Origin of the sequence: Neobacillus niacini, assembly GCF_046591715.1 — a bacterium.
GTDB lineage: Bacteria > Bacillota > Bacilli > Bacillales > Cytobacillaceae > Neobacillus > Neobacillus niacini_L.
The window spans coordinates 36,388-60,085 of sequence record NZ_JAWVNQ010000008.1 but is presented as its reverse complement, the minus strand read 5'-3'; the positions used below and the strand labels follow the sequence as shown (position 1 = coordinate 60,085).

Sequence of the window (23,698 nt, the reverse complement as noted above, 5' to 3'; positions counted from 1 at the left end):
ATAGTTTATCTTTCTTTTAATGCGTTTGTAGTGATTCAAATCAATCTTGATGTAAGTCAAGGTAATACTTGCGCTATTTCTTATATACTAATGTCAAATCCATGATTGAAAGGGGATATCCAAAATGAGTATGATCCAGTTGTCTCTGAATGATGTTGCCTGTTCAGGGTGTATAGGGAAAATCAAAAAGAAAATCAAAAGGTATGACGGGATAGAGATGGTAAAGATTTTAGCAGGCAGTGGGAAAATTGAAATTAACTATAATGAAGCAATTATTGAATCTGAAGAAATAAACACTGCCATTCATAAATTGGCGGTCAGAACATTTGATTAATATATTCTACCTCTCTGTTAATAATAAATAAGAACAGGAGGGATCTTTTTGGAGCAAAATCAAGATAGCAAATTTGAAGGTTCATTTCTTCCTATGACATCTATTGGCAGCGGAATGGGTGTAGCTGTTTTGTCTGATGTATTTTGTTACACAAATCAAATTGTTAATTTAGCTCTAGTAGGTAATGAGAATGAATTTGTCCTTGTCGATGCCGGTATGCCAAAGAGTGCAGATGAAATAATTGAAATGATTGCAGAGCACTTCGGAGAACAAGCCCGGCCAAGTGCTATTATTTTGACTCATGGTCACTTTGATCATGTTGGATCACTTGTTGAACTTATAGAAAAATGGCGGGTCCCTGTGTATGCACATGAGCTGGAAATTCCTTATTTAACAGGCAAAAAAGATTACCCGCCGGGGGATCCTGGTGTTGACTCAGGAATGGTGGCAAAAATGTCCCCAATGTTTCCGAATCATGGAATTAATATTGGGGAACAAGTAATGGCCTTCCCACAAGATGGTTCCATTCCTCATATGCAGGGATGGAAATGGATTCATACCCCAGGGCATACGCCAGGCCACGTCTCATTATTCCGGGAAGCAGATCGAGCCTTAATTGCTGGGGATGCCTTTGTTACAGTAAAACAAGAATCCCTTTACAAGGTATTAACGCAAATGCAGGAAATAAGCGGACCGCCAAGATATTACACAACGGATTGGGAGGCTGCCAACGAGTCCGTGAAAAAACTTGAGGCTCTGAAGCCAGAAATAGCGGTAACCGGTCATGGAATTCCAATGACTGGAGAAGAATTAAGAGATAACCTAAGCTATTTAGCGGCTAATTTCAGAGAAATTGCTATGCCGAAGAATAGCCGGTATACGAATTAACCGTAGATCAATAAGTACATGACATTGTCATGTGCTTTTTCAATTTTAAGACCCGCCCAAGACCCGGCGGAATTGGGTTTTTAATAGACACAATTTAGTAAATAGGTTAGTATCAGAGGCATGTATGGATATAATATGTAGAAATGAGATAAAAAAAGGAGTAAAACATGATAAATAACTTCAGCCCTTTTTTACAAGAAAACTGGGAAAAGTCCGGATTTCAACAGCCTACTTCAATTCAGGAAACGGCCATTCCTCTAATACTTGAAGGAAAAGATTTAATCGCAGAATCACCAACTGGTACAGGCAAGACGCTTGCTTATTTACTGCCATTATTAAACCGAATCGAATCAAGTACTCAATCACTCCAAGGTGTTGTTTTGGCTTCCTCGCAGGAATTGGTTATGCAGGTATATGGAGAATTTCAAAAATGGTCAGAAGGCAGTGGTATAAGAGGAACATCGATAATTGGCGGGGCAAACGTCAAACGCCAGCTTGAAAAATTGAAAAAGCGTCCCCATATTATCTTTGCTACACCTGGCCGATTATTGGAACTAATTAAACAGAAGAAAGTAAAAATGCACGAAGTGAAGTTAGTCGTGTTGGATGAAGGCGATCAACTTCTGATTCCAGAACATATTAACACCGTCCAAAACATTGTTAAATCAACAATGGGCGATCGCCAAGTTGTTTTATTCTCCGCTACCATGAAGGCTGGCACGGAGAAATTAGCAAAGGAAATAACAAATGATCCTGAAATTCTTCGGATAGAAAAAGATGAGCTGGCTTCTTCAGGAGATGTAGAACATATCTATTTTCTAGCTGAACCTAGAGACAAAATTAAGCTGCTGGAAAAAATCGCCCGCTTAGAAAACATCAAAGCCCTTGCCTTTATTAATGATATTGGTGAAATTCAAGTCTTCAAAGAAAAATTCAATTTTAAAGATTTATCAACTGGGATTCTACATAGTGACATGAAGAAATTGGAACGGCAGGCAGAGTTAAAAGCTTTCCGTGATGGTAAAACAAAGATGCTAATCGCGACTGACGTGGCAGCGAGAGGATTGGACATTCAAGGTGTCACGCATGTAGTTCATGTGGACTTTCCTAGGGATATTGCTCAATATGTACATCGAGCTGGCAGGACAGGAAGAATGGGTAGTGATGGTACCGTCATTTCCTTAGTGACGGAACGAGAAGAGAGAGAATTAAAACGTTACGGACAAGAGCTCGATGTCAAGCCGCATAAGAGAATATTTTACAAAGGCCAAATTGCTGAACCAGAACAAAAAGCAAGGCGTTAACCTCTCAGACAGCAGGGATCCCTGCTGTCTTTTAAAATTTGCAAGATTTCGATAAATTTTATAAAATCTTTATCACAGGGGGGATAACCATGGAAAATCCTAAGTTAAAGAAATACCTTTATGAGTGGATTGAGGAAGCTACAATCACTCTGATGCAGGAAATGATGTCGAACGGAGAACTTACTTCTAAAGAGCTTGTGATGATGTATCTACATAGAATCTCTGTTTATGATAAAAATATAAACTCTATCCTAGAAGTTAACCCAGATGCTATACATATCGCTAGTGCTCTTGATGCAGAGCGCAAAGAAACCGGACCACGAAGTGCGTTACATGGGATTCCCATCTTAATTAAAGATAACATTGATACTGCTGATAAAATGCATACAAGTGCTGGTTCTTTAGCTTTAAAGGATTCCATTGCCTTAAAGGACTCTTATGTTGCGGAGCAGCTGCGGAAAGCAGGTGCTGTTATCCTTGGGAAAACAAATATGACTGAATGGGCAAATTTTATGGCCAATGGTATGAAAAGCGGCTATAGCTCGCGGGGCGGTCAGGTATTAAATCCATATGGACCAGATCAATTTGAAGTCGGCGGATCTAGTTCAGGTTCTGGCGCAGCAATTGCAGCCAATTTAGCTGCTGCTTCGATTGGAACGGAAACATCTGGGTCCATCCTGAATCCTGCCTGCCAAAACTCATTAGTTGGAATTAAACCGACAGTTGGGCTTATCAGCAGGAAAGGAATCATCCCCATTGCCCATACACAGGATACAGCTGGACCAATGGCTAGAACAGTCAAGGATGCAGCCATCCTCTTGAGTGCCTTATCGGGAAGAGATGATGAAGACCAAATTACTAAGACAAATCCGCATGTGGAAAAGGATTTTACAGAGCATTTACTCAAGGAAGGACTCAAAGGTAAAAGAATCGGAATTGCTTTAGAGGGATTCATTGAAATGTTAAGTGACGAAAAGCAAAAAATTCACCATGACGCAGTCGCGATATTAGAGGCTGCCGGGGCAGAAGTTATTGAACAGATAGAAATTCCCTCAGCCAAGACAGAATGGGCGTATGATGTTTTAACTTATGAATTTAAGCCAGATCTAAATGCATATTTAAGTAACCTTCATCCTGCTATACCAGTGAGGTCGTTAAATGATCTTATTCAATTTAATAAAGAAAATGAAGAAGTAATGCTTAAGTATGGACAGGCAGTATTATTGGAATCAGAAGCTACAAGCGGCTCGTTAACTGAATCAGCATACGTAAAGGCATTAGAGTTTGATCAATACCTATCGACCGAGCAGGGTATTGATTATGCTTTAAAGGAGTTTCAATTAGATATGATTCTTTTCCCAAATGAAGAGGGCTCGCATATTAGCGCTAAGGCTGGTTATCCAACTATTGCTGTTCCTGCAGGATATACCTCTGAAGGTGAACCCGTTGGAATAACCTTTGCAGGGACCGCTTATAGTGAACCACAGCTGATTGAAGCAGCTTATGCATTTGAACAGTTAACAAAGTTCCGAAAAGCACCAGTTCTTGAAGGAGAATAACTTCATTTAATTTCACTCATACTATTTATGATTTCTCTAGAAGGAGTTGATAGTATGGGAAGACAGAAACTCGGTAATGCCAATGCTCAGAGAAATAACAATCGCAAAAAGGGAATGAAAAACAGTGCTGAACTTGTTGAGTTTTCAACAGGTGAAGATTTAAAACGAAATCGTCCGCATGGTAAATAAAGGAACACGCCTCCTGATTTAGGAGGCGTGTTATATTTTTGGTGATATGGCTACTCATTAAGGATGAGAGCCTGAAACCTTATAAAAAGGACGGTAGTGGTCACTCATAAGAGCGCTGAGAGCCCGTTACCTCAAAAAAGGAGAGGAAGCGGTCACTCAAAGGAGCGCTGAGAGCCCGAGACCTTATAAAAAGAGCAGAAGCGGTCGCTCATAGAAGCGCTGAGAGCCCGAGACCTCATAAAAAGAGAGGGAGCGGTCACTCATAGAATCGATGAGAGCCCGAATCCTTAATAAAAGAGCAGAAGCGGTCGCTCATAAGAGGGATGAGAGCCCGAACCCTCATAAAAAGCGAAGAAACGGTCACTCATAGAATCGATGAGAGCCCGAACCCTCGTAAAAAGCGAAGCAACGGTCACTCATAGAATCGATGAGAGCCCGAAACCTTATTAAAAGAGCAGAAGCGGTCGCTCATAAGAGGGATGAGAGCCCGAACCCTCATAAAAAGAGTAGAAGCGGTCACTCATAGAATCGATGAGAGCCCGAATCCTCGAAAAAACGAAGAAACGGTCACTCATAGAATCGATGAGAGCCCGAAACCTTATTAAAAGAGCAGAAGCGGTCGCTCATAAGAGGGATGAGAGCCCGAACCCTCATAAAAAGAGCAGAAGCGGTCACTCATAGAATCGATGAGAGCCCGAATCCTTAATAAAAGAGCAGAAGCGGTCGCTCATAAGAGGGATGAGAGCCCGAACCCTCATAAAAAGCGAAGAAACGGTCACTCATAGAATCAATGAGAGCCCGAAACCTCGTAAAAAGCGAAGCAACGGTCACTCAAAGGAGCGCTGAGAGCCCGGACCCTTATAAAATGCGAAGAAACGGTCACTCATAGAAGCGCTGAGAGCCCATAATTATAAAAAAACAGAATCTCACTACTATCATGCATCACCAACATTCTTAAGCGGCTTCTTAGCCGGCCCTTCAATTACATTGCCATCATAAGAGAAGCGGGATCCATGACATGGGCAGTCCCATGATTTTTCCGCATGATTCCATTCACATTCACAGCCTAAATGTGTACAAGTGGTATCAACAATATAAAGTTTACCGTTATCATCTTTATAAGCACCTGCACGTTGTCCGTTATGCATGACAACTGAGCCTTCTCCATTTTTCAAATCACCAGGATCCTTTGGCACAAATTCAAGCTTTCCTTTTATTAAATGCTTAGCTACATCAGCATTTGTGGTAACAATGGATTTAATATCTGGGTCAGCATCAAAACGTGATGGTGTAAACAAGTTTTTATATGGATTATCACGATTTACTATATAATCGGTCAATACATGAGCTGCAAGAATACCCGTGGTCATCCCCCATTTTTTATAGCCAGTTGCTACTAAGACATGCTCCTTGTTTTTTGTTAGAGGTCCGATGTATGGAACTTTATCTAATGTAACCAAATCTTGAGCTGACCACCGGTAATGATATTCTGATAAATCAAATACCTCTTTCGCAAAGGATTCAAGGGCAAGATAATGTCTGAGTGTATCCATACCCTGTCCAGTTTTGTGGTTTTCACCCCCAAGAATAAGGAGATTGCTTCCCTCAAGCGGAGTATAGCGTATAGACCTGGATGGACTGTCTGCACTGATATACATGCCGCCTGGATACTTCATATCTGTTTTAATCCCAATCGCATAAGAACGTTCCGCATACATCCTTGCAAAATAAAGACCAGGTTTATCATAAAAAGGAAAGTGTGACGCAATGATTACATGCCTGCAGGTGACTTTATTTCCGTCCTTGGTAACAACCTTTGGCTGGGATGTATCTTCATCCTCTATTGTATCGGCTGTCGTATTTTCATAAAAAGAACAGCCTGCATTCACAGCTTCATCCAATAGCCCTTTTAAAAACTTCAGTGGATGAAACTGAGCCTGATTTCTCATTAACAGAGCAGATTTGATTTGAATATCAAATGGGATGTTCCCCACTAATTCACCATCAATTCCTAGTTTTTGATAAGCAGACAGCTCTGTTTCCAGCTTCTCGGCATAGTGGTCTGAGGTAGCGTATACATAGGCATCTTGTTGGCTGTAGTCACAGTCGATTCCCTTTTCCTTCACAGTACTTTCAACAAATTTAATGGCGTTAGAGGCTGATTCAAAATATAGCTTCGCCTTTTCTTCACCAAAATGACCGATTAATTCATCGTAGATTAACCCGTGCTGGGCAGTAAGTTTAGCTGTGGTATGTCCTGTTGTACCGTTCAAGACTCCGCCAGCCTCTATAACTGCAACCTTTACCCCTTCCTTTGCAAGTAAATAAGCGGCGGTTATGCCTGTAATTCCGGCTCCAACAATGGCCACATCTACAGTTATATCCTCATTTAACTTTTCAAATGCAGGTAATTCTATTTCCCGCCAGTAGGTACGAGGGAATTGGTGGGTATTTTCAGTTGAACTCATTTGCTGACCTCCAGTAAGATATTCATAGGATTAATTTTTCCAATTTTAGCGAAATCATGTAGGAGTTCCATTTATAAAAAATATTATCTGGAAATAGATTTAGATTGACGAAAGATTCAGGTATTGATATTTTCAATATAATAACTATTTTGTAAATTAAAAAGAGGGTGCTGATATGGGGAAGAAGTTTGAGACGGAGATTTTACATGGCAGGAAGAAAAGTAATAGTAAAATAACTAGTAAAGTTACACCAATTTATCAGACCTCTGCATTCGCATTTAAAGATCTTGATGAATTAGAAGGATTTTATCATGGAAATAGTCAATATCTGTATTCACGGGTAGGAAATCCGAATACCGATGAGTTAGGAGAAGCTGTTGCTAGGCTAGAAGGAGCTCCTAGCGGTGTAGCAGCGTCATCTGGATTGTCAGCTATTTTAGCCGGTGTGTTAGCCGTAGTGAAAAACGGGGACCATATTATTGCTGCAGATGATTTATATGGCGGCAGCTACCATATGTTGAAAGAAGAATTAAATCATTTTGGAATTGAAACTAGTTTTGTTTCCTTTCAAGATTTAGCGCAAGTAGAAAAGGAAATCAAAGATAATACGAAACTGCTTTATACGGAATCCATTACAAATCCTTTATTAAGGGTGGAGGATATTAAAGGCGTTGTTGAGCTGGCCCGGAAGCACCAGCTAAATACACTTGTAGATAATACTTTTGCGACTCCATACCATTGCCAGCCCTATTTAATGGGAATCGATTTGGTGGTGCATAGTGCAACCAAATATATTGGCGGTCATAGCGATGTAACCATTGGAGTTCTAACTGGCAGAGAAGATTTAGTTGCCAGTGCTCGTACGAAAATTGTGAACCTGGGTACAAATGTAAGTCCTTTTGAGGCATGGCTGACTTGCCGCGGGTTAAAAACTTTAGCGCTGCGAATGAGAGCACAATCAAGCAACGCAAAGAAATTGGCAGAAGCTTTGTCAGTAAATCGCTTTGTCGAGAAAGTTTATTACCCTTTCGAGCAAGACAGCGAGGGCTTTGGTGCAATGGTAACCATTGAGCTTTCAAAAACGGTAGATATCAATCAATTTTTCAGCTCATTAGCTTGGATCAAAATTGCTCCCACTCTTGCCGGAGTCGAAACGACTGTTTCTCATCCACTTACTACTTCACACAGGTCACTCCCACAGGAAGCTTGTGAAGCTTTAGGGATTACAAAAGAAGTAGTACGGATATCAGTAGGAATTGAACATGCCGATGATATTATTGCACAATTTGAGCAGGCCATAGAGAAATCATTATAATCAAAAAAAGAACCCTGGGTTTCCAAGGTTCTTTTTTTCTTTATTGGTCAACGTCCTCTTTAACGGGATCAATACGGGTGGAATCCTCAGAGTTAAGACTACCTCTTAAAAAATAAACCATAGTACCCCCAACAAGACCAAGACAAATGATAAACCCAATGGCAGCAACCCACCATCCAGCCATTCAAATCCCCCCTTTACTAATGTCTATGCGAAAGGGGAGATTTTTTTCGTTATTTATTTCTTCTTATCTAAATCAGCATAATAATCAACCTTTTTAAGGTTTACTCCTACAAAGGTTTCAAGGATGGATTGACCGCCTGCAATCGAGAAAATCAAAATAAACACAAAGGTAATCCGGGGGAAAAGTAAATATCCGCCTCCAAGGAGAATCGCACTCCAAACGCCGGCACACCAATAACATTTCAATAAATATCCAAACATGCCTTTGGGTACTTCCTTAGTTTCAATTCCGTGATTGGTTTCTACTTTAACTTTTTTCATAAATGGTCTGCGAATAAATTCTGTAATCTTATCAAAAACAATTAAATGAGTTAAGCGATAACTTGCCAAAATTAACATGACAAAGGTGATCCATGAAATATCTCTCAAATTTTTTCCTCCGTACTTACATAAAAAATTTTATTTTTTGCACTCTGTATATTTTGAACCTGAAATCTAAAAATATATATCGGAGGAGGCGTAAAATGAAAAAATCATTTTGGTTTAGTTTTATGTTGTTACTTTCACTTATTGGAATTCCTAGTGTTTCATTTGCACAGCAGGTCTACACAGTACAGCCAGGAGATTCACTTTGGAAGATTGCTGTTCGTTACCAGGTTGGGATTTCTGAAATCATCTCAGCAAATCCGCAATTCAAAAATCCAAACCTTATTTATCCAGGAGATAAGGTGACGATTCCCAGCCTTGATGCAACGAAAAGCATTGAAAACCAGGTTGTCCAATTAACAAATCAGGAACGTGCGAAACATGGTTTAAGACCTTTAACTCAAGATTGGGAACTATCGAGGGTGGCACGCTATAAATCGATGGACATGAGAGATAAAAATTATTTTAGCCACACGAGTCCAACTTATGGCAGTCCTTTTACGATGATGAAGAACTTCGGAATTTCTTACCGGGCGGCAGCAGAAAATATTGCAGCCGGGCAAACAACACCTCAAGAAGTGGTTAAAGCTTGGATGAACAGTCCAGGACATCGTGCCAATATCTTAAGTGGAAACTATACGTATATTGGTGTTGGATACGCGAAAGGCGGATCACAAAGACATTATTGGACGCAAATGTTTATATCAAAATAAACAACAAACGGGTCAGTTCCTATCAAGGGACTGACCTTTTCTACGTCTAGAGACCGATATGAAAATAAAGCGCAGGTTCGTTATGAGAAATCATGATACGAGGTAAGATGATATCAAGATAAAGAAAGGAGGAAAAACAAATGAAAAAGTTTGGATTATTACTTGCTGGTGGAATTGCAGCCATCATTTTATTTTCATCGATAGGTCCGATGGTAGGCTTACTTGTTGGCCTTGCGATTCTATACTTCATTTTCAAACAGTTCATAAAGGCTGAATCAACCGGAGGCAAGATAGTTCTTGGGATTATCGGATTTTTTGTCCTAATGGCCTCAATTCATAACGCACCGGCGATCATCGGTGTTCTTGCAGCCTATGTCCTATACCTCGTTTATAAGAACTGGAATAGCAGCAAAAAAAGTATTGTAAAAGAGGATAGCGACCCATTTGTAAACTTTGAAAAACAATGGAATGAATTAAATAAAAACTAATCTAAGGAGAGAGATAAAATGACTAACTTATTAACAAGAATTAAAGATACAATTATGGCGGATTTACATGCGGCTGTTGACCACAAGGAAAAGAAAAACCCAATTGCGTTACTTAACCAATATCTTCGTCAATGTGAGCAGGAAACTGAAAAGGTAAGAAAGCTATTAGAACGTCAATATGCGCTGAAAGACGAATTCACTAGAGAATATTCAGAGGCACAAGAACTGGCAGAAAAAAGAAAGTATCAAGCAGAGGTTGCTTCTAAGGCAGGAGAAATGGAGCTATATGAATTTGCAAAGCTTGAACAACAGCAATACGCAAGCCGTGTTGAACGTCTAGGAACTTCCCTTCTGCAAGTGAAAGGCCAGCTGGGAGAATTAGAAAGAAAGTATGAGGAAATGAAGCATAAGCTTAAGGATATGCAAATCAGGCGTCTGGAATTAATGGGCCGTGAGAACGTAACCCGCGCTAATCACCGAATGAATCAAGTATTAGACTCAAATAATATAACAAATAGTGCAAATTCACGTTTTCAAGAAATCGATCATTACTTAGAACGTTTAGAACACCAGGTAAAAAGTTCATATTACCGAGATACCATTGATTCTAAAATTGCTCAATTAGAAAAAGAAATGAAATTAGATGAAGAGAAGTCCATTTAATAACCAAAACATGGTATTCTAGTAAGGTGCAGACCTCTGCACCTTTTGGCCTGAAATGAAAAGAGACATTTAAGGGAGGGTCGGCCAGATGTTAAAAAATGCAAAGAATGATTATACAGGATGGCTTGTGGTTATTGGGGTTGTCGTTCTGCTGCTAGAAATTCTATTTTTCAACAGCGGGCTTATCTTCTCCTTAATATTTTCGGGCGGATTGATCTATATAGGCAGAAGAAGAGCAGGGAAAAAAAGTGGGAAAGTATTTTTCCTTGCAGGAATTATTTTTCTATTAATTAGTGTGTTTAGCATGATGACCTTTAGGTTTCTATTACTCGCTATTCTCTTACATTTTATTATTCAATATTCTAATTCTAAAAAGAATCCAAATAAAGTTACCTTAAGTCTAAAAGAATCAGAGCAGGCCGGGCGGGAAGAGACCCTGATTCGAACCAAGCCGCTCTTTGAGAATATATTTTTTGGGCAGCAAAAAACGCCTAGTAATGTTTATGAATGGAATGACATTAACATCCAATCTGGAATTGGAGATACCATCATAGATCTAAGTTATACGGTTTTGCCGAAGGGTGAGACCATTATCTTTATTCGAAATGTTATTGGTAATATACAAATTCAAGTACCTTATGAAACAGAAGTAAGTGTAAATCATTCAAGTGTTGTAGGTTCTACCACTGTTTTTGAAAACCATCAGAACCAGGTTTTTAACCAGGCCTTCCATCTAAAGACAGCTGGTTATGACCAGGCTGAGCAAAAGGTGAAAATATTCACCTCCTTGCTGGTGGGGAATTTAGAGGTGAGCCGGATATGAGCACCATCCAAAGGCAGGTTATTTGGAATATCGGCTTTTCTGTCATTATTGCTCTTGTTGTGGCTGCTTCCTTTATTATTGTTTTTCCTATTGCGGATTGGTCCGAATTATGGAATCGACATTTCATGGATATCCCATTTGTTATTTTTATTCCGGCATTCAGTATTGCCATTGGAATCCTATTAGGAATCTTTTCAGGTATTTTCTATAGAAGGCAGTTTCAGTCTGTAGAACATTCTCTGCACCAATTAGAGCAGGGAAAGCAAAGTGTATTTACTGAAAAGCAGTCTATAACGGAAATGCAAAGCATTGCGGAACAGATTGATAAGATAGGCAGGCAAATTTCTGAACAGGCAAAGCTTTCACAGCGTTTAGCTACAGAAAAAGTAGAAGACCAGGAAGCGAGAATACAAGAAATTATTGAACAGGAACGAAACCGTCTCGCACGTGAATTACATGATTCAGTCAGTCAGCAGCTTTTTGCTGCCTCGATGATGATGTCTGCGATTAATACAACCAAACAAAATGCCAGTGAAGAGGATAGGGAGAGAAAGCAGTTGAAAATGGTTGAAGAGATGATTCATCAATCACAACTTGAAATGCGTGCCCTGCTTCTTCATTTGCGTCCTGTTGCGTTAAAAAATAAAACGCTGCAGGAAGGAATTGAAGAGTTATTAATCGAATTATCTCAGAAAGTAACTATGGAAATTAAATGGAAGGTAGAAGCCTTTCCGCTCGATAAGGGTATTGAAGATCACCTTTTCCGAATCCTCCAAGAATCTGTATCCAATACACTACGGCACTCAAAAGCGAATAAGCTAGATGTGTTATTGATTAAGCGGGATGACCTGGTCATATTAAGAATTGTTGATGATGGGGTTGGTTTTGAAGTCGACCACATGAAAGCTGGTTCTTATGGAATGCAGAACATGCATGAGCGTGCGCTTGAAGTTGGGGGCACGTTAAAGGTGATTAGTGTAAAGAGTAAAGGTACAAGGCTGGAAGTAAAGGTACCGGTTATGATAAATGGAGATGGTGTAAATGATTAGAGTAGTATTTGTCGATGATCATGAAATGGTGAGAATAGGGGTTTCCGCTTATTTATCCGCACAGCCGGACATTGAAGTAGTAGGTGAGGCCGCAGATGGAAAAAGGGGTGTGGAACTGGCACTGGAGCTAAGACCCGATATTATCTTAATGGATTTAGTAATGAAGGAAATGGATGGAATCGAAGCGACAAGACAAATTATTGAAGCATGGCCAGAGGCAAAAGTAATTATAGTCACTAGCTTCTTAGATGATGAAAAAGTATATCCTGCACTAGAAGCTGGAGCTACCAGCTACATGCTAAAAACATCCAAGGCTGATGAAATCGCTAACGCTGTGCGCGCTACATATCATGGCCAGTCCGTTCTAGAACCAGAAGTAACAGGGAAAATGATGGTGAAAATGCGCCAGAAGCATCAACAGCTGCCACATGAAGAGCTTACCAGCCGTGAAATGGAAATACTTATGTTAATGGCAGAGGGAAAAACAAATCAAGATATAGCAGATGAGCTATATATCGCCCTAAAAACCGTAAAAACCCATGTCAGCAACATCCTAAGCAAACTAAACGTGCAAGACCGAACACAGGCAGTTATCTACGCATTTAAACATTCACTAATAAAATAACTCTTTCAAAAAGGACTAAAGGTCCTTTTTTTATTTGGCTGTGCACAGGAAATCAACATTCGCCATCCTCAATGCACAGCCTGATGAAAAAATCCCTACTAATCTTTAAACTTGTCTCATAGGTTTATAAAAGTGAGATTGTGTTTAAAGGGGAGTTTGGCCATGGCGATCTTTTACAAAGGAATACTATTTTTAGCCCTTTCTGCCTTTTTGGGAGAAGGTGTAGAGTTCTTAGTTAATTTAATTCTTGCAAAAGAATTGGGCAAGCATGGATTAGGTTTATATATGTCTATCCTTCCCTCGATTTATTTGCTCGTTCTTTTGTCAAGCTTTGAACTTCCGGTATCCATTTCGAAGTTTGTTGCTGAAAAGGAGGAGAAGTTTCACCGAAATATCCTATATCATGCCATTACCATCACGATTATTTTTACGTGTATCCTGTTGGTGGCTGCTACGGCTCTCATTCCTTTTATATCCGTATTTAATGGCTATCATCCATATACACGATGGCTCATTATCCTGCTCGTTCCTGTAATATCCTTTACCTCAGTGGCCCGGGGGTATTTTATGGGCAGGCACCAGATGGGGAAAATCGCAGTTGCCAATTTTTTAAGAAAATCCGTACAACTCGTTTTGTTATTTTTGTTGTTCCGTTTTTTCCAATTTGAATCAGAAGCAGCTGTATTGATTGCGATTGCTTCATTTATTGGCAGTGAAATTGCTGTATTTCTTTATCTTTGCTACACATTAATTATTCAATTCCAGCAGCTGAAACGGATGCCCTTTTCCAATTTAAATCGGAAGGCAGTCCGAAAAAATTTAATGGCAGTCTCTGTTCCGACAACAGGATTACGACTATTCTCTGCACTCACAGGTGCGATACAACCCTTTTTGATTAAGTCAGCCTTGGTCCAGTCTGGACTTTCTGAAACCATTGCTACCGAACATTTTGGGATGCTCATGGGGGTTGCCGTTTCAATTGGATTTTTCCCTGCCTTTATTGCTCATTCGTTAATGACGGTTCTAATACCAGCTGTCTCCAAAACGTATTCGTTACGAGATTACAGCACACTGCAAAAAATGCTTTCCCAAGTCATGACACTTACATTCCTGTACGGCGTACCAGCCGTGGTCATTTTCTATATATTTGCCCGCCCGCTCACGTCTATCTTCTTTGAGTCATCTACTGCAGCGATTTATTTACAAATGCTTTGGCCATTTTTTCTTTTCCATTTCTTTGTGATGCCAATGCAGGCAATATTGATTGGCTTAGGACTAATAAAGGAGACATTTATACATGCTATTTGGTCTACCATCGTTTCGTTTGCGATTATCATTGTACTTGCTTCACGCCCCGAATGGCGGATGGAAGGCGTAATCATCGCGATGAATACGGGATCCGTTTTATTGGCTTTATTGCACTATCTAAGCATATGCAAAAAAATAGGAGTTTCTATATTTATGAAAGGCTTTATCCAGAAAAATAATTAAAAAGATTAAATCTATCTGTAGGGGTTAAACATACCAATTCCGTCTATTAGTATAAGAGTGTTAAAGGAAAGAAGGGTTTTAGTATATGCGGGATGGAATGATTGATTCGTTTGAAGAGATGGTAACACAACATGGGAAAGCCATTTTTAACTATATATTTTCCTTAGTTAGAGAAAAAGAATTAGCCGAGGACCTCTATCAGGAGGTATGGATATCTGCCTATTTATCCTTTCATGCAATAAAGGAGCCCTCACGGCTAAAAAGCTGGTTGTTTACCATCGCGAGAAATAAGTGCAAGGATTATTGGAGAAAAGAAAACAAAAGAAAAGAATTTTGGAAGGAAGAGGTATATTCCTACACTTCAACAGTGGAAGAACCTCCTCTTCCTGAAGAAGAAGTTCTACATAAATATTCAGTGGAAAAGATGGCAGAGAGTGTTAGAACACTGCCAGAAATCTATCAATCTGCAATTGATCTCTATTACTTTAAAGACCTCACCTTAATTGAAATATCCAAAAGAAAGAATGTCCCTATATCTACAGTGAAAACTAGAATGAAAAGGGGAAAGGAGCACCTTAAACCAAAGCTCCAATCTTTAGCATAATAAAAAGCCGGGAGCTCCCGGCTTTTTTTATTAATCCTTTGATGACAGAATACCAAAAATACGTAAAATACTTACGAATAAATTGATAAAGTCTAAGTACAGGTTCAATGCCATTAATGGTACTTCTTCAGCCGTGACACCGTAATGCTTCATGCGGTTGAAGTCAAATAATACATATCCACTAAAGACTAAAACTCCGATAAACGAGAATGCAAGCATCCCTGTTGAGCTAAGCGGCATGAAAATATTGAAAATGGAAATCGCGACTAAAGCTAATAAGGCTGCTAACAGGAATCCGCCTAAAAAGGAGAAATTTCGTTTGGATACTGTTGCATAGATGGCTACTCCAGTAAACACGACTGTGGTGCTTCCGAAAGCCATCAAGACTACATTTGCTCCAGCAGTCATGGCATAATAAGATACGATTGGATATAAAGTAATACCTGAAATAAATGTAAAAATATACAGGAACGTATAAGAAATGGCTTTTTTACGTCTAAAGAAAAAGGCAATCATCAATAAAACAAATTCTAGGATTGCTAATGGTAAAAATAATGCCGGTGGAACAAAGGTACCTGCCATGGTCCCGACAAAGGCAATGGCCAGAGAAAGAGCAAATGTCCTAATAACTGATGGCATAAATTCAGTAGATGTATGTGTGTACAATTTTTCTTCACCTCAAAGTGTATTTATATATAGAATATACGAGGGAGTGGCCAAGATGTTTCATTTTATTTAGAAAAATCTTTTTCTGCTCTTAATAGATCTCGTATTTCAGCAAGAAGCTCTTCTTTCTTGTCAATTTCAACGACCACTTTAACTTCTTCTTCTTTCTTTTTAAAGCGGGATAGGAATTTTATAAACAAGAATATTGAAAAAGCAATAATTAAGAAATCAATAATAGACTGAATAAAAATACCATATTTTAATGGTCCATATGCCAAGTCAGAAACATTCACTTTTCCAACAAGGATGGTAACGATCGGCATAATGATATCTGCCACAAGCGAAGAAACAATCTTACCGAATGCACCACCGATAATGACCCCGACAGCGAGATCAATTACGTTGCCTTTCATCGCAAACTTTTTAAACTCATTCCACATAAGAAACCTCCAGAATAATATTGTTGAAATTTATGAGAGCAGCTGCCAAGAAGGGAGCTGCTCCACAAGATTATACTATTAAAATGCCCAATTGCCTTTTCTAAATACTGGTTCAGTTGTGCCATCACCTTTAATGCCATCAATGTCCATTTCCTCTGAGCCTATCATGAAATCAACATGTGTAATACTTTCGTTGAGTCCATTTTCTTTCAGTTCTTCAGGGGACATTTTCTTGCCGCCTTCAATACAGAATGCATAAGCACTTCCGATTGCTAAGTGGTTCGAAGCATTTTCATCAAACAACGTGTTATAGAAAAGAACGTTAGATTGTGAAATTGGTGAATTGAAAGGAACGAGTGCTACTTCACCGAGATAATGAGAGCCTTCATCCGTTTCTACTAAACGTTTAAGGAACTCTTCACCTTCTTCAGCCTTATAATCAACAATTCTTCCGTTTTCAAACGTTACGGAGAACCGGTCGATAATGTTTCCTCCATAGCTTAATGGCTTCGTGCTGGCAACCGTACCATTTACTCCTTCACGATGAGGTACAGTAAAGACCTCTTCCGTAGGCATGTTTGCCATGAATTCAAAACCATTTTCATTTACACTTCCAGCACCAACCCAAATATGGTTATGTGGGAGTTCGATAGTTAAATCTGTTCCTGGTGCAGTATAGTGAAGTTTTTGATAGCGTCTTTCATTTAGATAGCTTACCTTTTCATGAAGGGTTTCATCGTGCTTTTTCCACGCTTCCACTGGATTATCGGCATCCACACGTACAGCTTTAAAGATTGCATCCCAAAGTAATGAAACTTGTTGGTCGCTAGGTGCCTCAGGGAAAACCTTAGCAGCCCATTGAGGAGATGGAGCAGCAATCACTGTCCAGCTGACTTTATCAGATTGTGCGGCCTGGCGATATTTAGCCAATGCTGTTCCAGCAGCCTTTTGGAAGTTAGAAATTCGTTCTGGATTAACACCTTTCAATAGGTCAGGGCTGGAAGATACAATCGCCATAAAAGCAGCACCCTGGTCAACAAAATCTTCCATTTCCTTTGCACGCCAAACAGGATATGTAGTAAAAGCATCATCTGGTGCTAAATCATATTTGGTTCTAGATACCACATCGTCGGTCCAGTTTACCACAACGTTATGTGCGCCTGCTTCATATGCCTTTTTAACAACCTGGCGAACAAATTCCGCAGCATCTAAGGTAGTGTTAACTACTAAAGTTTGACCCTTCTGAATATTGACCCCTACCTTAACGGCAAGTTCAGCATATTTCTCAAGGTTCTTTTGAAATTCACTCATATTTTAGTCTCCCTTTTTGAGAATCTTCTCATTTATTTTAGCCTTTTTCATGTTAAAAAGAAACTTATAACAATTGATGTGTTGATGAGCTAAGAAATCTAGGCAAAAAAATAAGCAGGGATGTTACTCTCTACTCTAATTTACTGCCGTATAATTTTATATTTAAATAAACACCTGCTGAAAATAAAACTAAAAATGTAATGACACCTGACCATGAAGTAGGAGACATAAATTGGGATAATTCCATCAATTCCACCATCCTTATAATAGAAACCGATTACAATTTAATTATAATAGTAAACCGGTAAAATGTGAACATTCCAGTACAATTTAATGACAATTATTTGAACAACAAAGGATCCTAATTAGGATCCAATGCGGTCTTCTTTTCAAATGAATAGAACATAATCCAATACAGTCCGGCACTTGCTAGAGCCAACAGGGAAAGTACCAAAAATGTCCATTCATACCCAATCAATACGGTTAATGGAATTGATAACGGTGCAATCGTTCTGCTGATGGTAAACCGCAGACTAGCAGCAGCAAAATATTGTCCTCTCATATGCACAGGGGCTAGCTTTGAAACAAAACTTTGTTGTATTCCAGCTCCCATTAATTCTGCAAAGGTAAAAACGGCCATGGCGATGATAAATCCCCAAATCCAATGAGTCTGACTAAATAGTACGATGGAGATGGCATAGACAATAGAGGAAAGCACAAATACATTCCGTTCTTTATACTTGCTAATCCATTTCGTAATAACAACCGTCAGTAATGCAACAAGGAATCCATTTTCAGCAAGAACAATGCCAAAGGCCTGCTCACCCTTAACAGTGAATGACCAATCTCCTATTGAAAACAGAGTTTGAAGATCGATTACCTCTTTCATGTAAACAGGGAATAATAAATCCAATTGCATAAAAGTTTGGCCGGCTAAGACACCTGCAATAATAAAGAGAAGAAAGGTTTTATCCTTAATAATTAGGCCATAATCCTTCAACTGGTTCTGTAGGAAATAGTACCATTTACGGTCACCTTCCAAATGATCTGCCTTATGTATAGGGGCTGTCTCCCTCGTCCATTTTGCTAATATTAAGCCGAGCAGCATACAAACAATACCAGCAAAAAGTAACGTTTCAAACCGGTAATTTACATAAAAAATTGCCCCTAAAATAGGACCAATGACAACAGCGATATTGATAGAAGTGTAGAAAATGGCAAAAACATTGCTTCTATCTTTTTCAGCAACCACATCTGCAACCATCGCTTGACTGGCAGGCCAATAAAACGAACCAAATACCCCCGCAATCGCGAAGGAGATAAATCCCAGCCATGGTGATTCCAGCCAAGGAGAACTTGCAATGGCAAATACGATAAAAGAAAGCCCTTGCCCAAAGGCGGAGAGAACCATCATTCTTTTCCTTCCAAAACGGTCTGCACAATATCCACCCATTAAATTGGCCAAAACGGAGAAAACCTGTGAAAACACCAACAAAAATCCGGCTTTATTCTTGCCAAACGCATCAGCAAAGTAAATGGTCAAAAACGGAAAGAACATCCAAAAGGTAATGTTCATCATAGCTTCGCTAAATAAGCGAACTTTTAAATTAGGATCCCAATCTCTAATCCTCACGTTGTACCCCCAAACCCAATATGTATGATAGCTAATTCATCATACTATCCGGAAATAGGAAAATACAAGAAAAAAGCAGGAGATAGAGTGCATAAGAGTAACTATACCTTTCCCACACTGAAATTATGGTATATTAGACGATACATAGTGAGTAAAGGAGTTCTTATAAAATGGCAAAAAGTTTAGTAATTGCTGAGAAACCTTCAGTTGCACGTGATATTGCAAATGTCTTGAAGTGCACGAAGAAAGGCAATGGATTTTTAGAAGGAAACAATTATATCGTCACTTGGGCACTAGGACATTTAGTAACTTTGGCAGATCCCGAAACTTATGATCATAAATATAAAACCTGGAACCTGGAAGATCTTCCTATGCTTCCAGAACGCATGAAATTAGTTGTCATGAAACAAACTGGCAAGCAGTTTAATGCTGTGAAAACACAATTAAGCCGTGGTGATGTAAATGAGATCATCATTGCTACGGATGCAGGGAGAGAAGGAGAATTAGTCGCACGCTGGATTATTGAAAAAGCTAATATTCGTAAGCCAATCAAGCGTCTGTGGATTTCCTCTGTAACAGATAAAGCGATAAAAGATGGTTTCAATAACTTAAAGCCTGGAAAAGCTTATGAAAACTTATATGCATCTGCAGTTGCACGTTCAGAGGCAGATTGGTACATCGGTTTAAATGCTACTCGTGCATTAACAACCAAGTTTAATGCTCAATTAAACTGTGGCCGCGTACAGACACCAACAGTTGCTATGGTTGCGGCAAGGGAAGATGAAATAAAAAGCTTTAAATCCCAAACGTACTATGGCATTGAAGTGCAAACAGATGGGCTTAAATTAACATGGCAAGATAAGAATGGTAATAGTCGCAGCTTTAATAAAGAAAAAATCGACACAATCGTTAAATCACTCGGAAGTAAAAATGCGACGGTTGTCTCGATTGACCGTAAAGCAAAGAAAACATTCTCACCTGCACTTTATGATTTAACAGAGTTACAGCGTGATGCCAATAAAATCTTTGGTTATTCAGCGAAAGAAACACTAAATATCATGCAAAAACTGTACGAGCAGCATAAAGTGTTAACCTATCCTCGTACAGACTCACGTTATTTATCTTCAGACATTGTCAGTACACTTCCAGAACGTCTAAGGGCGTGTGGCGGCGGTGAATATCGTTCCCTTGCTAATAAAGTATTATCAAAGCCAATTAAAGCAACAAACGCTTTTGTAGATGATAAGAAGGTAAGTGATCACCATGCCATCATCCCAACTGAAGGCTATGTGAATTTCTCGGCGTTTACAGATAAAGAACGAAAGATTTATGACCTTGTCGTAAAGCGTTTCTTAGCTGTATTATTCCCTGCTTTTGAATACGAGCAGTTAACAGTACAGGCAAAAATTGATGATGAAACATTCATTGCTAAAGGAAAAACGGTAATCAAAGCTGGTTGGAAAGAAGTGTACGAAAACCGATTCGATGATGATGAAGCAAGTGATGATGTAAAAGAACAGTTATTACCTCGTCTTGAAAAAGGTGATGTATTAAGAACAAAGTTAATCGCAGAAACATCTGGTCAAACAAAGCCTCCTGCACGTTTTACAGAGGCTGCCATACTGTCAGCCATGGAAAACCCTGTGAAGTACATGGAAACAAATGACAAGAAGCTTGCAGATACATTAAAATCAACTGGCGGACTTGGCACAGTTGCAACACGTGCTGATATTATTGATAAATTATTCAATTCATTTCTAATTGAAAAACGCGGCGGCAAAGAAATCTATATCACGTCTAAAGGCCGTCAGCTGCTAGATTTAGTACCTGTAGAATTAAAGTCACCTGCGACAACAGCCGAGTGGGAGCAAAAACTTGAGCTGATTGCTAAAGGAAAATTAAAAAAAGATGTGTTCATAAATGAAATGAAAGAACATACAAAAAAAATCGTACTTGAAATTAAAGCAAGTAACAAAAAATATAAGCACGACAACATTTCCACAAAATCATGCCCTGACTGTGGTAAACCAATGTTAGAAGTAAACGGCAAGAAAGGCAAAATGCTAGTCTGCCAAGATCGTGAATGTGGTCATAAAAAGAATGTTGCACGCCTCACCAATGCACGCTGCCCTCAATGTAAAAAGAAAATGGAGCTTCGTGGTGAGGGCCAAGGTCAAATCTTCGCATGTAAATGTGGATACCGCGAGAAACTATCTGCTTTTGAAGCACGACGTAAAAAGGAATCTGGTGGAAAAGTCGATAAACGTACCGTACAAAAGTACTTAAAACAGCAGGAGAAAGAAGCTGAACCGATTAACAATGCATTTGCAGACTTATTAAAAGGGATAAAATTTGATTAAATGAGATTAACAGTTGGAGTGTCCTTCTAGAAATTTAGATGGACACTCCAATTTTTATTTTGTTTAATCTTAGTAAAAATTGATGATATGTTATCCTGCTAAAGTGTTATCGTGCTAAAATTCTGACAATTCTATTGACAATTAAACTTTTTATCACATACAATAATTATTAAATATATAGAATTCAATGGGATGGAATGATTATCTATGAGGCATTCAAAAGCAAAATTACAAGAGCTAATATTTATAAAAGAGGCTGGACTCCAAATCTAATGAGAAATGGAATCCAGCCTCTTTCTTTATTCTATTAAAGTGGTAGAGGTGAGAAATATGATTATGCTAACAGGTCAAAGTTTAACATTGGGTCAAATGAAAGATGTTTTATATCGTAAAGAGAAGGTTTTTGCTTCGGAAAAAAGTATGGAACTTGTAAAAAAGAGCCGCCAAGCGGTTGAGAAAATCGTTTCGGAGCGCAAAGTAGTCTATGGTATTAATACGGGATTTGGGAAGTTTAGTGATGTATTAATTGAGCAAGAACATGTAAGGGACTTACAGCTTAACTTAATACGTTCCCATGCATGCGGGATTGGCGAACCTTTCCCAGAAGTGGTTTCAAAAGCCATGGTTCTTTTGCGTGCAAATGCCCTTTTAAAAGGCTATTCGGGTGTTAGACCGATAGTGATTGAGAAACTGATAGAACTAGTAAATAAAGAAATCATTCCAGTAATACCAGAGCAAGGTTCGCTGGGAGCCAGCGGTGACCTTGCCCCGCTTTCACACTTAGCTTTAGTTCTTATTGGGGAAGGGGAAGTATTCTACAAGGGAAATCGGATGGACTCGATTCATGCGCTTCAAATGGAAGGAGTCCTGCCGTTAACCTTAGAGGCAAAAGAGGGCCTTGCTCTAATTAATGGAACACAGGCAATGACAGCTATGGGAGTTGTCGGCTATCTAGAAGCTGAGCAGCTTGCGTATGAAAGCGAACTGATTGCAGCCATGACAATGGAAGGGTTAAATGGGATTATCGATGCTTTTGCTGAGGAAGTTCACATGGCAAGAGGTTATAAGCAGCAAATAGATACAGCTGCAAGGATTCGCAGGTATCTAAGTGATAGTTTATTAACTAGTGTTCAAGGAGAATACCGTGTCCAGGACGCATATTCGCTAAGATGTATTCCACAGGTCCACGGTGCATCCTGGCAGGCGCTTGATTATGTTAAGGAAAAATTAGAAATTGAGATGAACGCAGCAACAGACAATCCACTCATTTTTGATGATGGAGAAAAGGTGATTTCTGGAGGGAATTTCCATGGGCAGCCGATTGCATTTGCGATGGATTTTATGAAGATTGCAGTAAGTGAACTCGCGAATATTTCTGAAAGACGGATTGAGCGGTTAGTTAACCCTCAGTTAAACGATCTGCCGCCTTTTCTAAGCCCAGAACCTGGTCTACAATCTGGTGCAATGATCATGCAATATGCTGCCGCATCGTTAGTATCAGAAAATAAAACACTCGCCCATCCAGCAAGTGTTGATTCCATTCCATCATCTGCCAATCAAGAAGACCATGTAAGCATGGGGACAATCGCCTCAAGACACGCTTATCAAATCATTCAGAATGCTAGGCGAGTACTGGCAATTGAATTCATATGTGCGATGCAGGCAGTTGAGATCCGCGGGGTTGAGAAAATGGCCAGCCAAACAAAGAAGATGTATGAGAAGGGGAGAGAGCTTGTTCCTTCAATAAAGAAGGATCGAATCTTTTCAAAAGATATCGAGAAAGCAGCAGAAGGCCTAAAAGAATGGGACCTAAAGAAGCTCATCCAAAGCTTTGATAATGTAATATAAGCAAAAAAGGCGTGGAAGTTCACGCCTTTTTTATTTTATCTATTAAAACTAGTTAGGAATAATTGATGAGAGCCCGTAACGTTATGAAAAGGGAATAAGCAGTCACTCATAAGGCGGCTGAGAGCCCGTAACGTTATAAAAAGGGAAGGAGCGGTCACTCATAAGATTGATGAGAGCCCGTAACGTTATTAAAAGGGAAGAGATGGTCACTCATAAGATTGATGAGAGCCCTTAACGTTATAAAAAGGGAAGGAGTGGTCACTCATAAGATTGATGATAGCCCGTAACGTTATAAAAAGGGAAGGAGCGGTCACTCAT

General features: G+C 39.3%; 23 protein-coding genes. 16 read left to right on the top strand and 7 right to left on the bottom strand.

Going from position 1 to position 23,698, the window contains the following annotated elements; translation table 11 throughout:
* Positions 1 to 124 precede the first annotated feature (124 nt).
* From SFC47_RS18160 to SFC47_RS18140, 5 genes are all read left to right on the top strand, one after another.
* Positions 125 to 334 carry a cation transporter gene (locus SFC47_RS18160; protein WP_411255733.1) on the top strand — a complete coding sequence of 70 codons (210 nt, stop codon included), beginning with the start codon at positions 125 to 127 and terminating at the stop codon, positions 332 to 334.
* Between the two features lie 93 nt (positions 335 to 427).
* On the top strand, positions 428 to 1,222 hold the full coding sequence (locus SFC47_RS18155; RefSeq protein ID WP_411255859.1) for an MBL fold metallo-hydrolase: 795 nt from the start codon (positions 428 to 430) through the stop codon (positions 1,220 to 1,222).
* A 167-nt stretch (positions 1,223 to 1,389) separates the two neighbouring features.
* Positions 1,390 to 2,526 (top strand): DEAD/DEAH box helicase, encoded by a 1,137-nt coding sequence (locus tag SFC47_RS18150; protein ID WP_411255732.1) that lies wholly within the window; start codon positions 1,390 to 1,392, stop codon positions 2,524 to 2,526.
* 89 nt (positions 2,527 to 2,615) lie between these two features.
* Positions 2,616 to 4,085 (top strand): amidase family protein, encoded by a 1,470-nt coding sequence (locus SFC47_RS18145; protein ID WP_411255731.1) that lies wholly within the window; start codon positions 2,616 to 2,618, stop codon positions 4,083 to 4,085.
* A 54-nt stretch (positions 4,086 to 4,139) separates the two neighbouring features.
* Positions 4,140 to 4,274: a hypothetical protein gene (locus SFC47_RS18140; RefSeq protein WP_260631726.1), complete on the top strand. Its 135-nt coding sequence runs from the start codon at positions 4,140 to 4,142 to the stop codon at positions 4,272 to 4,274.
* A 935-nt stretch (positions 4,275 to 5,209) separates the two neighbouring features.
* Here the strand turns inward: SFC47_RS18140 and SFC47_RS18135 are convergent.
* Entirely contained in the window at positions 5,210 to 6,742 is a 1,533-nt protein-coding gene (locus SFC47_RS18135) for an FAD-dependent oxidoreductase (RefSeq protein WP_411255730.1), read from the bottom strand.
* 175 nt (positions 6,743 to 6,917) lie between these two features.
* Here SFC47_RS18135 and SFC47_RS18130 point away from each other — a divergent pair, with 175 nt between their 5' ends.
* Positions 6,918 to 8,057: a trans-sulfuration enzyme family protein gene (locus SFC47_RS18130; protein WP_411255729.1), complete on the top strand. Its 1,140-nt coding sequence runs from the start codon at positions 6,918 to 6,920 to the stop codon at positions 8,055 to 8,057.
* A gap of 40 nt (positions 8,058 to 8,097) precedes the next feature.
* On the opposite strand, the gene SFC47_RS18125 is transcribed toward SFC47_RS18130, so the two are convergent.
* Positions 8,098 to 8,241 carry a hypothetical protein gene (locus SFC47_RS18125; RefSeq protein WP_411255728.1) on the bottom strand — a complete coding sequence of 48 codons (144 nt, stop codon included), beginning with the start codon at positions 8,239 to 8,241 and terminating at the stop codon, positions 8,098 to 8,100.
* 53 nt (positions 8,242 to 8,294) lie between these two features.
* Positions 8,295 to 8,669 (bottom strand): DUF1360 domain-containing protein, encoded by a 375-nt coding sequence (locus SFC47_RS18120; protein WP_411255727.1) that lies wholly within the window; start codon positions 8,667 to 8,669, stop codon positions 8,295 to 8,297.
* Positions 8,670 to 8,764: 95 nt separating this feature from the next.
* Between SFC47_RS18120 and safA the strand changes: the two genes are divergently transcribed.
* From safA to SFC47_RS18080, 8 genes are all read left to right on the top strand, one after another.
* Positions 8,765 to 9,379, top strand: coding sequence for a SafA/ExsA family spore coat assembly protein (gene safA / locus SFC47_RS18115; protein WP_411255726.1), 615 nt, complete (start codon positions 8,765 to 8,767; stop codon positions 9,377 to 9,379).
* 140 nt (positions 9,380 to 9,519) lie between these two features.
* Positions 9,520 to 9,867, top strand: a complete 348-nt coding sequence (locus tag SFC47_RS18110) for a lmo0954 family membrane protein (protein WP_411255725.1) — start codon at positions 9,520 to 9,522, stop codon at positions 9,865 to 9,867.
* Between the two features lie 18 nt (positions 9,868 to 9,885).
* On the top strand, positions 9,886 to 10,530 hold the full coding sequence (locus SFC47_RS18105) for a PspA/IM30 family protein (RefSeq protein WP_411255724.1): 645 nt from the start codon (positions 9,886 to 9,888) through the stop codon (positions 10,528 to 10,530).
* Positions 10,531 to 10,618: 88 nt separating this feature from the next.
* The gene (gene liaF, locus SFC47_RS18100; protein ID WP_411255723.1) at positions 10,619 to 11,353 is read left to right on the top strand and encodes a cell wall-active antibiotics response protein LiaF; all 735 of its coding nucleotides are present in this window, start codon (positions 10,619 to 10,621) and stop codon (positions 11,351 to 11,353) included.
* On the top strand, positions 11,350 to 12,402 hold the full coding sequence (locus SFC47_RS18095; RefSeq protein WP_411255722.1) for a sensor histidine kinase: 1,053 nt from the start codon (positions 11,350 to 11,352) through the stop codon (positions 12,400 to 12,402). Before liaF ends, SFC47_RS18095 begins: the two co-directional genes overlap by 4 nt.
* Entirely contained in the window at positions 12,395 to 13,027 is a 633-nt protein-coding gene (locus tag SFC47_RS18090; protein WP_411255721.1) for a response regulator transcription factor, read from the top strand. Before SFC47_RS18095 ends, SFC47_RS18090 begins: the two co-directional genes overlap by 8 nt.
* 162 nt (positions 13,028 to 13,189) lie before the next feature.
* Positions 13,190 to 14,518 (top strand): oligosaccharide flippase family protein, encoded by a 1,329-nt coding sequence (locus SFC47_RS18085; RefSeq protein WP_411255720.1) that lies wholly within the window; start codon positions 13,190 to 13,192, stop codon positions 14,516 to 14,518.
* A gap of 97 nt (positions 14,519 to 14,615) precedes the next feature.
* Positions 14,616 to 15,122 (top strand): RNA polymerase sigma factor, encoded by a 507-nt coding sequence (locus SFC47_RS18080; RefSeq protein WP_411255719.1) that lies wholly within the window; start codon positions 14,616 to 14,618, stop codon positions 15,120 to 15,122.
* A 30-nt stretch (positions 15,123 to 15,152) separates the two neighbouring features.
* On the opposite strand, the gene SFC47_RS18075 is transcribed toward SFC47_RS18080, so the two are convergent.
* From SFC47_RS18075 to SFC47_RS18060, 4 genes are all read right to left on the bottom strand, one after another.
* Positions 15,153 to 15,761 (bottom strand): Bax inhibitor-1/YccA family protein, encoded by a 609-nt coding sequence (locus SFC47_RS18075; protein ID WP_411255857.1) that lies wholly within the window; start codon positions 15,759 to 15,761, stop codon positions 15,153 to 15,155.
* A gap of 92 nt (positions 15,762 to 15,853) precedes the next feature.
* Positions 15,854 to 16,228, bottom strand: coding sequence for a large conductance mechanosensitive channel protein MscL (gene mscL, locus SFC47_RS18070; RefSeq protein WP_411255718.1), 375 nt, complete (start codon positions 16,226 to 16,228; stop codon positions 15,854 to 15,856).
* A gap of 78 nt (positions 16,229 to 16,306) precedes the next feature.
* On the bottom strand, positions 16,307 to 17,539 hold the full coding sequence (locus SFC47_RS18065) for an aminopeptidase (protein WP_411255717.1): 1,233 nt from the start codon (positions 17,537 to 17,539) through the stop codon (positions 16,307 to 16,309).
* A 361-nt stretch (positions 17,540 to 17,900) separates the two neighbouring features.
* Positions 17,901 to 19,172: an MDR family MFS transporter gene (locus SFC47_RS18060; RefSeq protein ID WP_411255716.1), complete on the bottom strand. Its 1,272-nt coding sequence runs from the start codon at positions 19,170 to 19,172 to the stop codon at positions 17,901 to 17,903.
* A 170-nt stretch (positions 19,173 to 19,342) separates the two neighbouring features.
* Between SFC47_RS18060 and SFC47_RS18055 the strand changes: the two genes are divergently transcribed.
* Complete coding sequence (locus SFC47_RS18055; protein ID WP_411255715.1) at positions 19,343 to 21,532, top strand: DNA topoisomerase III; 2,190 nt, start codon at positions 19,343 to 19,345, stop codon at positions 21,530 to 21,532.
* 330 nt (positions 21,533 to 21,862) lie between these two features.
* Entirely contained in the window at positions 21,863 to 23,380 is a 1,518-nt protein-coding gene (gene hutH, locus SFC47_RS18050) for a histidine ammonia-lyase (protein WP_411255714.1), read from the top strand.
* Positions 23,381 to 23,698 lie beyond the last annotated feature (318 nt).